Source organism: Aeromicrobium sp. (assembly GCF_037719875.1).
Taxonomy (GTDB): Bacteria; Actinomycetota; Actinomycetes; order Propionibacteriales; family Nocardioidaceae; genus Aeromicrobium.
Genome location: NZ_JBBJMJ010000009.1, coordinates 13,641 through 27,976, shown reverse-complemented (window position 1 = coordinate 27,976; position 14,336 = coordinate 13,641). Strand labels below are relative to the sequence as shown.

Sequence of the window (14,336 nt, the reverse complement as noted above, 5' to 3'; positions counted from 1 at the left end):
GTGGGTCACATGGCAGCACCAGCATTCGTCGCGAAGCTCAACGAGCAGCTCGGCCTCGAGTTCGGCGCGCATCAGCAGTATGTCGCGATCGCGACCTACTACGACGCTCTGACGATGCCCCAGATGGCCGCACTGTTCTATCAGCAGGCCGTCGAGGAGCGCGATCACGCGATGATGATGGTGCAGTACCTCCTCGATGCGGACGAGGTCCCGATCATTCCCGCGCTCGCTGCCCCGAGGGTCGACTTTGCGGACGTCATCGAGCCCGTCGCGGCTGCACTTGCCCAGGAGAAGCGGGTGACGCAGGAGATCAACGAGCTCACTCGCATTGCGCGTGAAAACAATGACTACGCCTCCGATCAGTTCATGCAGTGGTTCATCAAGGAGCAGGTCGAGGAGATCGCCAAGATGAGCGACCTGCTTGCGGTCGTCACTCGCTCCAAGGACGACTACGAACGCATTGAGGACTGGATCGCCCGCGAGGACAAGGGTGCTGACCGTGACCCCACCGCGCCGCCGATCGCCGGTGCGTAGGTTCGCCGCGGCGCTGGTCGCGCTCGGCCTGCTGCTCCCGGCAGGATGCGGCAAGGACGCCGACACCGGATCGTCCGGCCCGACGACGTCTCTGACCATCACGGTGATCACCGACGAAGGTGCCGACCCTCAGACGTACGAGCTGACGTGCGATCCGGCAGGTGGCGATCATCCGCAGCCGGCCGAGGCCTGCAAGGCTCTTGACCGCGCCGGCGCCGACGTGTTCGAGCCAGTCAGCGAGGACCAGGCGTGCACCCAGCTGTTCGGTGGTCCCCAGACGGCGACGGTCACCGGCACCTTCGATGGCGACAAGGTCGACGCGGCGTTCTCTCGCGCCAACGGCTGCGAGGTCGATCGATGGGACCAGCTGGGCACGACCTTCTTCGACGTACCGCTGCTCTGAACCGAGCAGCCACCTAGAACAGTCGCAGGCTCGGGTCGTCGATGCCGCGCAGCTCGTCGTAGTTGACGACGACGCACCGGATACCCCGGTCCTGCGCCAGGGTGCGGGCCTGCGGCTTGATCTCCTGGGCAGCGAAGATGCCGCGTACCGGCGCCAGCCGGGGATCGCGGTTCATCAGCTCGAGATAGCGTGTGAGCTGCTCGACACCGTCGATGTCACCTCGTCGCTTGATCTCGACGGCCACCGAGCCGTCGGAGCCGTCCTTGCAGAGCAGGTCGACCGGGCCGATCGCGGTCATGAACTCCCGGCGCACCAGTCTCATGCCGACACCAAGTGCTGCGGTGTGCTCGGCGAGCAGCTCCTGGAGGTGCTTCTCCACGCCGTCCTTCTGCAGTCCCGGGTCGATGCCCAGGTCGTGTGCCGAGTCGTGCAGGACCTCCTCGATGCGGATGCGCAGGGTGTCGTCGGTCTTGCCCGCGTTGACGGTCCACTCGACGGCGCCGTCGTCGGCCACACCCTCGCGCAGCGTGCACGGCGGGCTCATCCAGTTGAGCGGCTTGTATGACCCGCCGTCGGAGTGGATCAGCACCGAGCCGTCGTTCTTGACCATGATGAGGCGCGTGGCAAGGGGCAGATGTGCGGCGAGCCGGCCGGCGTAGTCCACTCGGCAGCGCGCGATGACAAGGCGCAACCGTCTACATCCTGGTCAGGGTGCCGAGCTTGAAGACGAGAGTCTCGCCCTTGACGGTGCCCTTGTCGGTGTTGCCGTCGTCACCGATCAGCGAGACCGTGTCGCCGTCGACGGAGTACTTGCCGACGCGGAAGTCGACCACGCCCTCGAAGTCCTCGACGAACGTGCCGTCCTCGTGGAAGTGCACGACCCACTTGGCCTTGGTGTCCTGCCAGTCGCCGCGCAGCTTGATCGCGCCATCGGTCGACGGATCGACCGACGGCGTGGGGCCGTTGGTGGTCGGCGTACCGCTTGCCGACGCACTGGTCGTCGGGTCTGCGTCCTCGGGCTTGTCGTTGCTCCCGGTGCAGGCGCTGAGCCCTACCAGACCGAGGCCGACGATGGCTGTAACCATCGTCATACGTCGTTTCATAGTTCTCCCCATGGAGCTCGTTGCACTGTCACGTTAGTCTGACACGACCCGCTTATTACTCAGGAGTAGCCATGCAGGAAATCGTCGACCGACTGTCCGCAAATGACCGGGCGGCCGACATCGCCCGCACCCTCCTGCTGCCCTACCTCAATCACGCTGCAACGATGTACGAGAGCGGCTACGCGACTCGTGACGACATCGACGCCTCGATGCGGTTCGGCTGTGGCTATCCGATCGGCCCGCTCGCACTCGTCGATGCCCTCGGCGCCCGGACCGTCACGACGGGCTTGGAGAAGTTGTTCGCCGAGACCGGCGACGAGCTGCACCAACCGTCCGGCATCCTCACGACGATGGCCGCGGACGGCACGTCCTTCGAGCAGGCGGGCGGCGCGGACGAGGGCGGCGAACCCCAGCTCCGCCACGAGATCGAGACCGTCGGCGTCGTGGGCACCGGCACGATGGCATCGGGCATCGTCGAGGTCTTCGCCAAGTCCGGGTATGACGTCGTCTACGTCGGTCGGTCCGAGGACAAGGTCGACGGCGTCGTTGCCCGCATCACCAAGAGCCTGGACAAGGCGATCTCGCGCGGAAAGCTCGACGAGGACGGCAAGGCGAGTGTGCTGAGCCGACTGACCGGCTCGACCGAGCGCGAAGCCCTTGCCGGAGTCGACATCGTCGTCGAGGCCATCGCCGAGGATCTCGACATCAAGCTCGAGCTGTTCCGCGACCTCGATCGCATCACCAAGCCGGGTGCGATCCTGGCCACCACGACCTCGTCCCTGTCGATCAGCGACTGCGCGGCGGCCACGTCACGTCCCCAGGACGTCATCGGCATGCATTTCTTCAACCCCGCGCCGGTCATGAAGCTCGTCGAGGTCGTGTCCGCCGATGAGACGACTCCCGAAGTTGCCGAGACCGTACGCGCGCTGTGCCTCTCGACCGGCAAGCACCCGGTGTCCTGCGGCGACCGCGCCGGATTCATCGTCAATGCTCTGCTTTTCCCCTACCTCAACGATGCGATCAAGCTGCACGAGGCCAGCGGTGACTCGCTCACCGAGATCGACGACGCCATGAAGGAGACCAAGCTGCCGATGGGCCCGTTCGAGCTGCTCGACGTCGTCGGCAACGATGTCTCCCTCGCGATCCAGCAGACGCTCGTGTCGACATTCGGCCATGCAGGCTGGACGCCGGCGCCGACTCTGGAGCGGCTCGTGGCCGAGGGGAAGCAGGGCCGCAAGACCGGCGAGGGCTTCCACACGTACTGAGGGGCAAAAAGTTACGCCGATCCGGTGTGAGTTCTTTTTCCTGAGACGCCGGTAACTCCGGGTTGTCGGGGTCGTTGCACTGTCCAGGGGACCACGTGGACAGGAGTGGCGATGATCAGCACGGCACCCGTCGTGGTGGCGGCCCGGTTGGTGCGCATCGCCGTGGCTGTGGTGACGACCGGGCTTTTGGTCGGATACATCGCGATATCGTCCTTCGCCAGCCAGTACGGCGAGGCGACTCCCATGATCCTGGACACCAAGAGCAGCGACACGGCGCTTGCAGCCGCGATCTCGGAGCAGGAGTCGGCCGGACTCACCTGCAGGGAGAAGCCGGCGTTGACCGACGTCGTGCTGTTCCAGCGCGGCGGTGCCGCAGAGGTCACGATCCTCACCTTCGATGAGGCAATCCAGGCATCGGCTGCCCGTGAAGGCTGGGTCCGGCGCTACTGCGTCACTCCGTAGACTGGGTCCATGCCTCGCCGCAGGGTTGCCCAGCGCACGGGACCAGCTCTGCGAACCCATACCGAGCAGATCGTGACCAAGGCCGATGGCGCTTGGTATGTCCGGCAGATCCGGGGATCGGGTGCGGGCAAGGACTATCGCTGCCCGGGGTGTGCTCAGGTGATCCGCCCGGTCACCGCACACCTGGTCGCGTGGCCGGTTCAGAAGGCACTGCTGAGCGAGGCAGCGATCGATGAACGCCGACACTGGCACACCGCCTGCTGGGCCAGAAAACACTGACTCCATGGGCAGACTCGAGAGACTGAGGGACGTATGACCGAGAAGATCCGCGGCAACTCCGTGCTGCCCGCCCGGCGCGAGCAGATCATCTTGGAGACCGCGGACGGGGTGAGCCTGGTCGGCGAGCTGGCTCTGCCTCCGGCGGGGGAGCCGGTTGCGACGATGATCTGCCTGCACCCCCTGCCGACCCACGGCGGGATGATGGACAGCCACCTCTTCCGCAAGGCCTCCTACCGGTTGCCCGCACTCGCCGGCATCGCGGTGCTCCGCTTCAACACCCGCGGCACCTCCAGCGTGCAGGGGACCAGCGGGGGAGCGTTCGACGATGCGGTCGCAGAGAGGTTCGACGTGGCTGCCGCGGTTGAGTATGCGGAGTTCGCCGAGCTGCCACACGTATGGCTTGTCGGCTGGTCCTTCGGCACGGACCTGGCCCTGATGTACGGCCTCGAGCCCGTCGTCGAGGGCATCGTGCTGCTGTCACCGCCGCTTCGCTACTCGAAGCCGGAGCACCTCGAGGCGTGGGCCGGATCCGGCAAGTCCGTCACGGCACTGGTTCCCGAGCACGATGACTACTTGCAGCCCACCGAGGCGGGCGAACGATTCGCGGCGATCCCGCACGCGGAGGTCATCGCGATCGACGACGCCAAGCATCTGTGGGTCGGCGACGCCGAGCGGGCGCTCGATGAGATCACGAAGCGGCTGGCCCCATCCGTGGCTCTCCCGTTGCCCGACGGCTGGGACGGACCGATGGAGCGAGCCGACTCATCGGCATACCGCGACCGCACCGTGGCGGCGTTCGCGCCGCGATCGGCGGACTAGCTGGTTTTTTCCTGATCGAGGTCGGCTGAGTCGATCTCAGCTGCCTCGACGGGCTGCGCGCCTGCTTCGGGCTCGCCGTCTGCCTGCGCGTCGGGCTTGTCTTCGGCAGGCGGAACGTCCTGGACAGCGGTGGGGGCGAATGTCGAGACGATGTCGCGCAGCTGCCCCATCTGGGCCATGATGCCTTCGCGCTTGCGCTGGAGCTCCTCGACCTCGGCCCTCAGGACACGGGTCTGGCGCTCTGCGTCGGTCGTGGCGCTCACCCGGATGTGCTGGGCCTCAGCGCTCGCGCCGGACACGAGCTGCGTGGCCTCGGTCTTGGCGTTGTCGAGCAGTCGGGCAGCATCGGCGTTGGCTGCGTCGCGGGCCTTGACGGCCTGCGCCATGATGTCGCGTGCGCGGTCATCGGCCGCCTTGGCGCGCGTCTCCGCGTCCTTGACGAGCTTGCCGGTCTGGTCGGTTGCCGAGGCATGGTTCTCGGAGGCTTCGCGGGCGAGGCGCTCCTTCTCGACGGCGAGCACCCGTCGAGCCTCCGTGACCTCGCGGTCGGCCGCAGCGCGGGCCTGCTCGACCTCGCGGGTCGCGCCGAGACGCATGTTCTGCGCGTCCTGGTCGGCGGCGAGCTTGACCTGCGCGGCCTCGCGCTCTGCGTGGGCGCGCAGGTCCTCGGTATGGGCGAGCGCCTCGGCATGCATGGCCTCAGCGTCCTCGAGCAGCTGCTTGCGCTTCTCCTCGAGCTCGACGACGGCGTGGCCGCGCATCTCCTCGGCCTGGTGATTCGCCGCCGCTCGCACCATGGCGGCCTCTTCCTCGGCCTTTTTGACAAGCTCGTCGGCCTCGCGCACGGCGCGGCTGCGGACGTCCTCGGCCTCCTGCTCGGCCAGTCCCAAGAGCTGGGCGGCGTGATTGCCGAGGCCGGTGTAGGTGGGCTTCTCCACAGCCTCGACCCGATCCTTGAGCTTGTCGACGATCTCGCGAAGGTTCTCGTTCTCACCCTGCGCGGCCTTCAGGCTCTCGACAGCACGTTGGAAGTCCGCGGACTTCGTGCGCACCCAGGCGTCGACGGCGTCGCTGTCATAGCCACCACGTCGGGCCAGTGGGAAGGATGCGTCGCCAGCTGATTCGGCGGCGTCGAAGATGGACAATCCGGACTGGTCGGACATGCTGTTCCCATTCGTGGAGATAGGAGGTTGTCAGGTGTGTCTCCACCCTACCCGGCCGAGATGGGGCACCGGTATGGCCCGATCATGAGCCTGCCGGTGCCCGCTGCCCGCGGGCCTCAGACCCCGCGGAACCGGTTGATCTTGTCGACGTGGAGGGCGCGCTTCTCCTCGTCCCGGACGCCCAGTCCCTCCTCGGGGGCCAGGCACAGCACGCCGACCTTGCCCTGGTGCAGGTTGTGGTGCACATCGAGCGCGGCCTGCCCCGTGTCCTCCAGGGAGTAGACCCGCGAGACGGTCGGGTGGATCAGGCCCTTGTCGATGAGCTTGTTGGCCTCCCACGACTCGCGGTAGTTGGCGAAGTGAGAGCTGACGATGCGCTTGAGGTTCATCCAGAGGTATCGGTTGTCGTACTGGTGCATGTAGCCGGACGTCGATGCGCAGGTCACGATCGTGCCGCCCTTGCGCGCGACGAAGACGCTCGCGCCGAAGGTCTCGCGACCCGGGTGCTCGAACACGATGTCGGGGTCGTCGCCGCCGGTGAGCTCGCGGATCTTCTTGCCGAACCGCAGCCACTCCTTGGGGTCCTGCGTGTTCTCGTCCTTCCAGAACTTGTAGTCCTCCGCGGAGCGGTCGATCACGAGCTCGGCGCCCATCTTCTTGACGATCGCGGCCTTCTCGGGGGACGAGACGACACACACCGGTGTCGCGCCACCATTGAGGGCGAATTGTGTCGCATAGGAGCCGAGGCCGCCCGAAGCGCCCCAGATCAGGACCGTGTCGCCCTGCTTCATGTTGGCGCCGTTGGTCGAGACGAGCTGGCGGTATGCCGTGGAGTTGACCAGGCCGGGACTCGCGGCCTCTTCCCAGGTCAGGTGGTCGGGCTTGGGCATGAGCTGGTTGGCCTTGACGATGGCGAGCTGTGCGAGACCGCCGAAGTTGGTCTCGAAGCCCCAGATCCGCTGCTCGGGATCCATCATGGTGTCGTTGTGACCATCGGGGGCCTCGAGCTCGACCGAGAGGCAGTGTGCGACGACCTCGCGGCCCGGCGCCCACTTGTTGACCCCGGGTCCGGTGCGCAGGACGACGCCGGCGAGGTCAGAGCCGACCACGTGATAGGGCAGGTCGTGGCGCTTGGTGTACTCCGACAGGCGGCCGTAGCGCTCGAGGAAGCTGAACGTCGAGACGGGCTCGAAGATCGACGTCCACACCGTGTTGTAGTTGATCGCACTGGCCATGACCGCGACGAGGGCTTCGCCGGGCGCGAGCTCGGGGATCGGCACATCGTCGAGATGGAGGCTCTTGCGTGGATCCTTGTCGCGGCTGGCGAGGCCCTCGAACATGTCGACCTCGTCCTTGTGGACGGTGATGCCTTTGTAGGTCTCGGGGAGCTGGATGCTCGCGAAGTCCTCGGGAGCGGTGTCGCCGGCCTGGATGGCGTCGAGAATGTTCTGCACGTGGCGTCCTTCGTTCGGGGTCTCCGCGATGTTACCCATCGTTAACCGGAGCCGCCACGGGCTCCGGCTGTGATGCCCGCCTCAGTGGTGTGCGGCAGGCTCGACGAGCTCCACCAACACGCCGCCGGCATCCTTGGGGTGCACGAAGTTGACCCGGCTGTCAGATGTGCCGCGCTTGGGTGCGTCATAGAGGAGCCGCACGCCGCGCTCGCGCAGGATCGCCGACACCGCCTCGATGTCGGCGACCCGGTAGGCGAGCTGCTGGATGCCCTGGCCGTTGCGGGCAATGAACTTGGCGATCGTGGAGTCTTCGCTGAGCGGGGCGAGGAGCTGGATGCGCTGGTCGGAGTCGCCGACCGCGAGCATCGCTTCGCGCACACCTTGCTCCTCGTTGATCTCCTCGTGCACCGAGTGCAGACCGAACGTGTTGGCGTAGAACTCGAGGGCGTCGTCGAGATCGGGCACCGCGATGCCGACATGATCGATCGCAAGGAGCAGGTGGCCGGGGACTAGGGAGCTTTCAGGCATGCAGACGAGGGTATGGCACGCAGATGGTCGTCGAGGCGTGATCCATCGCACATGATCGGTACTCGGTCGTCACGTCTGAGTAAAGTGGCAGAAATGTCTTGCGAAGGAGCAACTCAATGACCCAGTCCGTGATCGTCGCCGGTGCCCGCACCCCGATCGGCCGCCTCCTCGGTGGCTTCAAGTCCCTCTCGGGATCCGATCTGGGTGGTCTCGCCATCAAGGGAGCGCTCGAGAAGGCGGGAGTCGCCGGTGACCAGGTCGACTACGTCATCATGGGACAGGTCCTCGGAGCCGGGGCCGGCCAGGTGCCCGCTCGCCAGGCCGCGTTCAAGGGCGGTATCCCGCTGACGACGCCCTCGATCACCATCAACAAGGTCTGCCTGTCCGGCATCAACGCGATCGCCCTGGCCGACCAGCTGATCCGTGCTGGCGAGCACGAGATCATCGTCGCCGGTGGCCAGGAGTCCATGACCCAGGCCCCGCACCTCCTGCTGGGATCGCGCGAAGGCACCAAGTACGGCGACACCAAGCTGACCGACCACATGGCATACGACGGCCTCTGGGACGCGCTCACGGATCAGGCGATGGGCGGACTCACCGAGCAGATCAACGCCGACGGGGTCAAGCTCAGCCGCGAGGAGCAGGACACGTTCAGCGCCCGCTCGCACCAGCTGGCGGCCCTCGCGCAGAAGAATGGCGTCTTCGACGAGGAGATCGTCCCGGTCGAGATCCCGCAGCGCAAGGGTGATCCGATCGTCATCAGCGCGGATGAGGGTGTGCGGGCCGACACGACCGCCGAGTCGCTCGGCAAGCTGCGTCCTGCCTTCAACAAGGAAGGCACCATCACGGCTGGCTCGGCCAGCCAGATCTCCGACGGCGCGGCCGCGGTCGTCGTCATGAGCAAGGCCAAGGCCGAGGAGCTCGGACTGTCCTGGATCGCCGAGATCGGCGCGGCTGGCGTTGTCGCCGGTCCTGACTCGAGCCTGCAGCTCCAGCCCGCCAACGCGATCGCCCACGCCGCTGCCAAGGAAGGAATCGAGGTCGGCGACATCGACCTGTTCGAGCTCAACGAGGCCTTCGCGGCGGTCGGTATCGAAAGCACCCGAGCGCTCGGCGTCTCCGAGGACAAGGTCAACGTCAATGGTGGCGCGATCGCCGTGGGTCACCCCATCGGCGCCAGCGGCGCTCGCCTCGTCCTGCACCTGGCCCTCGAGCTCGGCCGCCGCGGTGGCGGGATCGGTGCGGCCGCGCTGTGCGGTGGCGGCGGCCAGGGCGACGCCCTGATCATCCGCGTCCCCAAGAAGTAGTCGGCGAGTCGGCAACCACACGGTGAACCGAGGCAGCCGCGCCGTCCCGGTCGCCGAGCTCGTGGAACGTGCGCGAGCCGGCGAGGCCCGGGCTGTGGCGCGGCTGATCTCGTTGGTCGAGGACCGCTCGCCGTCGCTGCGTGAGGTCAGTGCCGCACTGACGCCCCACACCGGGTCTGCGCACATCGTCGGGATCACCGGGTCGCCGGGTGTCGGCAAGTCGACGTCGACCTCCGCGCTGGTGTCGGCGCTTCGAGCCCAGGGCAGGCGCGTCGGGGTGCTCGCGGTCGACCCCACGTCACCGTTCTCGGGTGGAGCGCTTCTGGGCGATCGCGTACGTATGCAGGACCACGCGACCGACCAAGGCGTCTACATCCGGTCGATGGCGAGTCGTGGGCATCTCGGCGGCCTCTCCGCATCAGCGCCTCAGGCGCTGCGGGTGCTCGACGCAGCCGGTTGCGATGTCGTGCTGGTCGAGACCGTCGGGGTCGGGCAGTCCGAGGTCGAGATCGCCGGACTCGCCGACACCACGCTCGTGCTGCTTGCGCCGGGCATGGGTGACGGGATCCAGGCCGCCAAGGCCGGCATCCTCGAGATCGGCGACATCTTCGTGGTCAACAAGGCCGATCGGGACGGCGCCGCCTCGACCAGGCGGGAGCTGCGATCGGTCATCGCGATGACGGATCGGCCAGACAGCGGATGGAAGCCGCCCATCATCCTCACCGTCGCGACCCGTGGGGAAGGGGTGGACGAGGTGGCCGAGCAGGTGTCGGCGCATCACCAACATCTGAGCGACTCCGGAGAGCTCGCGCGCCGGCGGCTGGCCCGGCTACGCCGTGAGATCGAGGCGCTCGCCCTGGCGGAGATCCAGTCCCGATTTGCCGACCTGTCCGGCGACGCTCGACTCGACTCGCTCGCCGAGCAGGTCCTGGCGGGCACTACCGATCCGTTCGCCGCGGCCGACACCCTCATGGAGCACGTCTGACCCGTCCGGCGCGCCTGCACGGCCAGCCGGAACGGATTGGCGACAATGGTCGGGTGTTGAAAAAGGTCATCGCGCTGCTCGTCGTCGGCTTTGTCATCTATTACCTGCTGACGGCCCCGGCCGGAGCCGCCGACGCCGTGAGCGACGCGTTCGGCGCGATCATGGATGCCTTCGGGCAGATCGGCATCTTCTTCAACGAGCTCGTCAACTAGGCGTCCTGTGATCCGGGCACTGCTCGACCGGCTGCCCGATCAGGAGATCGGCAGTCATCTCCTCGCCGATGAGGGCGAGGTGGTGATCGACCTCGTACGGCACCACAACATCGTGTTCTGGCGACCCATCGCAGAAGGCATCGGCATGTTGGTGCTCTGGATGCTCGCCGTGATCGGCCCGATCGAGCTCGGCTGGCTGTTCATCGTCGCCGGGCTGGGGCTCGGCGCGCACGCGCTCTATCTGACGTTGCGCGAACGCCGGGATCTCTTCGTGATCACGAACATGCGGGTCTTCAGGGCGACCGGGGTCTTCTCGGTGCGCATCGCCACGATGCCGATCACCAGGATCCTCGACATCACGGTCGAGAAGCCGCTGCTCGGTCGCATCCTCGGCTACGGCCATTTCATCTTCGAATCGGCGGCGCAGGCACAGGGGCTTCGGCACATCCGTTTCATCGGTGACCCCGACGCCCGCGACCTCACGATCCAGCGCGTCGTGCAGCAGTCCGGTCTGCGCGGCCGCACCATGCAGCAACGGCTGATGGACGGCAACTGACCACTCGCGATTGTGTTCACCGGCGGCTTCATACAATGAGCCCATGAACTTCTCCCGCCCCGGCGCCATCGACCTCTCCGCGCTCAAGCAGCCTGCCCGACCGGCGGCCCCGCCGGCAGCCGGCACAGCGTCGTACGTCGTCGACATCACCGAGCAGAACTTCCAGTCCGCGGCCCTCGAGGCCTCGATGAACTACGTCGTCGTGCTCAGCCTGTGGTCGCCGCGCTCCCCGCAGAGCGCGGAGTTCAACGCGACGCTCGGCGCGGTCGCGTCGACGTACGGGGGGCAGATCGTCCTGGCCCAGGTCGACATCGACGCCAACCCCGCGATTGCACAGGCCCTCCAGGCGCAGGCGGTGCCGCTCGTGGTCGGCCTGGTCAAGGGCCAGCCGGTGCCGCTGTTCCAGGGCACCGTCGACGAGGAGGAGGTCCGCCGCTACTTCGACGAGCTCGTCAACGTAGCCGCGCAGAACGGCCTCACGGGTCGGGCTCAGCCGGCCGGTGAGACGGACGCTCCGGCTGATGATCCGGAGCCGGTCGATGACCCGCGCTTCGCCGAGGCCGACGCGGCATTCGCGGCCAGTGACTTCACGACCGCCGTCGCGGAGTACGAGAAGCTGCTCGCCCAATATCCGGCCGACACGGAGATCGGCGAGCGGCTCGCGGGTGTCAAGTTGTTGGCGCGCACGCAGGGCGCTGAGCTGCAGGCCGCGCGCAAGGCCGCTGCAGACGCCCCCGACGACCTCGAGGCGCAGTTGCTGGTGGCCGATCTGGACGTGAGCGGAGGTCATGTCGACGATGCCTTCGACCGGCTGATCGGGCTCGTCAAGCGCACCTCCGAAGATGACCGCGAGCTCGTTCGCGCCCGCCTGCTCGAGCTGTTCACCGTCGTCGGAGTGTCTGATCCGCGGGTCGCGACGGCCCGCCGGGCGCTCGCTTCAGCACTGTTCTGAGCGGCTTCTTCGGGGGGCAACCGCTCTGCCTGTCTGAGCGGGAGCCCGATCACGGGTAGGCTCACGGCGGCGGCAAGTCGTTGGTGCCCAAGGGAGCGTGGACATGCGGACGAGGCTGGGCTGGGCGCTGACGGTGCTCGGCGTCCTCGTTGCACTGGTCGGGCTCGTTGTCATGATCATGCTCGGCCCCGACAGCCGCCGCTCGACCGGTCCGCACCGGGTCGGCACCGACGGGATCGCCGTGGTGACTGCGCCCAAGGTCATCTCCTGGGCCGATGTGCAGGTCGACATACTTGCCGAGGTCCCGGTCAGGAAGCCGGTCTTCGTCGGGCTCGGAAATACGGTCGACGTGCAGAGCTATGTCGGCAAGACCGAGCGACTTGAGGTCACTGACTTCCAGACCCCGTGGACGGTCAAGACCAGGCAGACCTCCGGGGCAGGTGGCTTGCCGGGTGCGCCGACCGCGTTGGACTGGTGGATCGTCCAGTCGGCCGGGCTGGGCGGAGCCAGCATCAGCACGACGCTGCCGGATGAATCGGTGTCGGTCGCGATCCTGACGGTCGGCTCGACGAACCTGTCAGGTCTCGAGGTCACGCTCGCCTATGGCGTCAAGGGCGGCTTCTACAAGGGCCTTGGTCTGTTGCTGCTCGGCCTCGGAGTCGCCTGGCTGGCCTTGGTCTGGCGTCGGGGCGCCTGGTGGCAGGACGACGAGGATGAGGTCGAGGATGAGGAGGAGGTCGTCTTCGTCTACGTCGACGAGGACGGCGTCGAGCACGAGCTCTCGGCCGAAGAGGCGAAGGAGTACGACATCGTCGAGGAGTCAGGCCCGGACGAGCCATGGCCCGACCCGGTCAACCCTGACCCGGTCGACACCGAAACTTCGCCAGAACCCGCCCCTGAACCGCTCGTTCCCAAGGTTCCCGGTGTCCTGACCGCGGCGGAGATCGCTGGGGGCGTCGAGCCGGAGCCGACGCCTCAGCCAGAACCAGAGCCGGAGCCAGAGCCGGAGCCAGAGCCGGAGCCAGAGCCGGAGCCAGAACCGGAGCCAGAACCGGAGCCAGAACCGGAGCCAGAACCGGCGCCGACGCCTCAGCCGGAGCCAGAACCGGACCCAGCCCCCGCGCCGGACCCGGAGCGCGTGGTCTACGTCTTCGTCGACGAGGACGGGGTCGAGCACGAGGTCAGCGAGGACGAGCTGGCCGAGTTCGAGGTCATCGATGAGGAGGACGACAGATGAGGAAGGTCGTCCTGCTCGTCCTGGCCTGTCTGCTGGCGACGTCGGCATGCGCCGTGCCCCACAAGCGCGGTGACCAGACGGTCGAGAAGACTGCGGCCCGCAAGGCCGATGTCACCTCGGTGTTCAACCGCTATCGCACGGTCCGCAACACCGCCATCGAGCTGCTCGACGCCAAGCCGTTGTCCACGGTCGAGAGTGGCCCGGTGCTTGCGATCGACAGCGGATCCTTCGAGGTGTCGCAGCGGCTGGCGAAGACCCAGACGCAAGACACTGCGGCCGTGCAGGTCACCGACGTGCTCACGCCGCGGTTCACGAAGTATCCGCTGTGGTTCTACGCGGTCGTGCGTGATGAGAAGCGGGGGGTCAACCGCGTCCAGATCTTCGAGCGGGGCACCGCCGTGGAGCCATGGCTGCTCGTGGCCACCCCTGAAACCCTGGCCGACACGCCGATCCCCGACATTCGCACCCAGGAAGGCGAGGCGCTGACCGTGAAGCCGGACGACGGCGTCGGCATGGCGATGTCGGCCACCGAGGCCGCCAAGGCGTACGCCAAGATGCTCGCGGATCCGTCGTCGGCGGATGCAGGCAAGGTGGCCGAGGATTCGTTCGTCAAGCAGATGCGGGTCACGGTCGAGAACAACTCCTCGCTGAACGGGGTGTCCTTCGATCAGTCGTGGGGCGCGAACGACGTCAAGCACGTCCTGCGCACGAGTGATGGGGGAGCGTTGGCATTCGTCACGCTGCTCCGGCTGGACACCTACACGGTCAAGGAGGGCCTCACGGTCAGCTGGCCCGACGGGTCGCCGCAGAAGGCATTTCTGTCGTCCGGCATCTCCAGCTCAGGCCGTCTGCGCTACTACCACCAGGTGCTTCTGCAGATCCCGGGAGGCAGCGGAAAGCCCCGTGCGATCGGCCAATATGGCGGTGTTGTGAGCGCCGACTCGGAGTGATCCACGCGTTTGGGCGATGAACCGCTACGATGGTTCGTGTTGCACGACGTTGGGCCGTACGAATGATCAAGTTCCGTAAAGGTAGCTAGTTCTTCTCGCAGGTTGGATGTGTGTCGCGACAGTCACT

At 67.0% G+C, this 14,336-nt stretch carries 18 protein-coding genes; 13 read left to right on the top strand and 5 right to left on the bottom strand.

The window, feature by feature from the left end; all coding sequences use genetic code 11:
* Positions 1 to 9 precede the first annotated feature (9 nt).
* Positions 10 to 534, top strand: coding sequence for a ferritin (locus WKF39_RS10135; protein WP_340387962.1), 525 nt, complete (start codon positions 10 to 12; stop codon positions 532 to 534).
* The gene (locus WKF39_RS10130) at positions 500 to 937 is read left to right on the top strand and encodes an SSI family serine proteinase inhibitor (protein ID WP_340387960.1); all 438 of its coding nucleotides are present in this window, start codon (positions 500 to 502) and stop codon (positions 935 to 937) included. Before WKF39_RS10135 ends, WKF39_RS10130 begins: the two co-directional genes overlap by 35 nt.
* A gap of 13 nt (positions 938 to 950) precedes the next feature.
* On the opposite strand, the gene nucS is transcribed toward WKF39_RS10130, so the two are convergent.
* Both nucS and WKF39_RS10120 read right to left on the bottom strand, forming a co-directional pair.
* Entirely contained in the window at positions 951 to 1,628 is a 678-nt protein-coding gene (gene nucS / locus WKF39_RS10125; protein WP_340387958.1) for an endonuclease NucS, read from the bottom strand.
* 4 nt (positions 1,629 to 1,632) lie between these two features.
* Complete coding sequence (locus WKF39_RS10120; protein ID WP_340387956.1) at positions 1,633 to 2,028, bottom strand: hypothetical protein; 396 nt, start codon at positions 2,026 to 2,028, stop codon at positions 1,633 to 1,635.
* 83 nt (positions 2,029 to 2,111) lie between these two features.
* On the opposite strand from WKF39_RS10120, the gene WKF39_RS10115 reads away from it, so the two are divergent.
* The 4 genes from WKF39_RS10115 to WKF39_RS10100 all read left to right on the top strand — a co-directional run bounded on the left by WKF39_RS10115 (position 2,112) and on the right by WKF39_RS10100 (position 4,865).
* A complete protein-coding gene (locus WKF39_RS10115) occupies positions 2,112 to 3,305 on the top strand; it encodes a 3-hydroxyacyl-CoA dehydrogenase NAD-binding domain-containing protein (protein WP_340387954.1) in 1,194 nt (397 codons plus the stop codon).
* A gap of 111 nt (positions 3,306 to 3,416) precedes the next feature.
* Positions 3,417 to 3,767, top strand: coding sequence for a hypothetical protein (locus WKF39_RS10110; protein WP_340387952.1), 351 nt, complete (start codon positions 3,417 to 3,419; stop codon positions 3,765 to 3,767).
* A 9-nt stretch (positions 3,768 to 3,776) separates the two neighbouring features.
* Positions 3,777 to 4,046, top strand: coding sequence for a hypothetical protein (locus WKF39_RS10105; RefSeq protein WP_340387950.1), 270 nt, complete (start codon positions 3,777 to 3,779; stop codon positions 4,044 to 4,046).
* Positions 4,047 to 4,079: 33 nt separating this feature from the next.
* Positions 4,080 to 4,865, top strand: coding sequence for an alpha/beta hydrolase (locus WKF39_RS10100; RefSeq protein WP_340387948.1), 786 nt, complete (start codon positions 4,080 to 4,082; stop codon positions 4,863 to 4,865).
* On the opposite strand, the gene WKF39_RS10095 is transcribed toward WKF39_RS10100, so the two are convergent.
* From WKF39_RS10095 to mce, 3 genes are all read right to left on the bottom strand, one after another.
* Positions 4,862 to 6,028, bottom strand: a complete 1,167-nt coding sequence (locus tag WKF39_RS10095; protein ID WP_340387946.1) for a hypothetical protein — start codon at positions 6,026 to 6,028, stop codon at positions 4,862 to 4,864. The genes WKF39_RS10100 and WKF39_RS10095 overlap by 4 nt on opposite strands.
* A 116-nt stretch (positions 6,029 to 6,144) precedes the next feature.
* Positions 6,145 to 7,482 carry a crotonyl-CoA carboxylase/reductase gene (ccrA, locus tag WKF39_RS10090; RefSeq protein WP_340387944.1) on the bottom strand — a complete coding sequence of 446 codons (1,338 nt, stop codon included), beginning with the start codon at positions 7,480 to 7,482 and terminating at the stop codon, positions 6,145 to 6,147.
* An 81-nt stretch (positions 7,483 to 7,563) separates the two neighbouring features.
* Complete coding sequence (gene mce, locus WKF39_RS10085) at positions 7,564 to 8,010, bottom strand: methylmalonyl-CoA epimerase (protein WP_340387942.1); 447 nt, start codon at positions 8,008 to 8,010, stop codon at positions 7,564 to 7,566.
* A gap of 116 nt (positions 8,011 to 8,126) precedes the next feature.
* Here mce and WKF39_RS10080 point away from each other — a divergent pair, with 116 nt between their 5' ends.
* The 7 genes from WKF39_RS10080 (at position 8,127) to WKF39_RS10050 (ending at position 14,209) form a co-directional block, all read left to right on the top strand.
* The gene (locus tag WKF39_RS10080; RefSeq protein ID WP_340387940.1) at positions 8,127 to 9,317 is read left to right on the top strand and encodes an acetyl-CoA C-acetyltransferase; all 1,191 of its coding nucleotides are present in this window, start codon (positions 8,127 to 8,129) and stop codon (positions 9,315 to 9,317) included.
* A 22-nt stretch (positions 9,318 to 9,339) separates the two neighbouring features.
* Positions 9,340 to 10,302 (top strand): methylmalonyl Co-A mutase-associated GTPase MeaB, encoded by a 963-nt coding sequence (meaB, locus tag WKF39_RS10075; RefSeq protein WP_340387938.1) that lies wholly within the window; start codon positions 9,340 to 9,342, stop codon positions 10,300 to 10,302.
* Positions 10,303 to 10,355: 53 nt separating this feature from the next.
* Positions 10,356 to 10,514: a hypothetical protein gene (locus WKF39_RS10070; protein ID WP_340387936.1), complete on the top strand. Its 159-nt coding sequence runs from the start codon at positions 10,356 to 10,358 to the stop codon at positions 10,512 to 10,514.
* A gap of 7 nt (positions 10,515 to 10,521) precedes the next feature.
* A complete protein-coding gene (locus WKF39_RS10065) occupies positions 10,522 to 11,070 on the top strand; it encodes a PH domain-containing protein (RefSeq protein ID WP_340387934.1) in 549 nt (182 codons plus the stop codon).
* A gap of 43 nt (positions 11,071 to 11,113) precedes the next feature.
* The gene (locus WKF39_RS10060) at positions 11,114 to 12,022 is read left to right on the top strand and encodes a tetratricopeptide repeat protein (RefSeq protein WP_340387932.1); all 909 of its coding nucleotides are present in this window, start codon (positions 11,114 to 11,116) and stop codon (positions 12,020 to 12,022) included.
* Between the two features lie 103 nt (positions 12,023 to 12,125).
* A complete protein-coding gene (locus WKF39_RS10055; protein WP_340387930.1) occupies positions 12,126 to 13,259 on the top strand; it encodes a hypothetical protein in 1,134 nt (377 codons plus the stop codon).
* The gene (locus tag WKF39_RS10050) at positions 13,256 to 14,209 is read left to right on the top strand and encodes a hypothetical protein (RefSeq protein ID WP_340387928.1); all 954 of its coding nucleotides are present in this window, start codon (positions 13,256 to 13,258) and stop codon (positions 14,207 to 14,209) included. The genes WKF39_RS10055 and WKF39_RS10050 overlap by 4 nt, the downstream gene beginning before the upstream one ends.
* Positions 14,210 to 14,336: the final 127 nt, after the last annotated feature.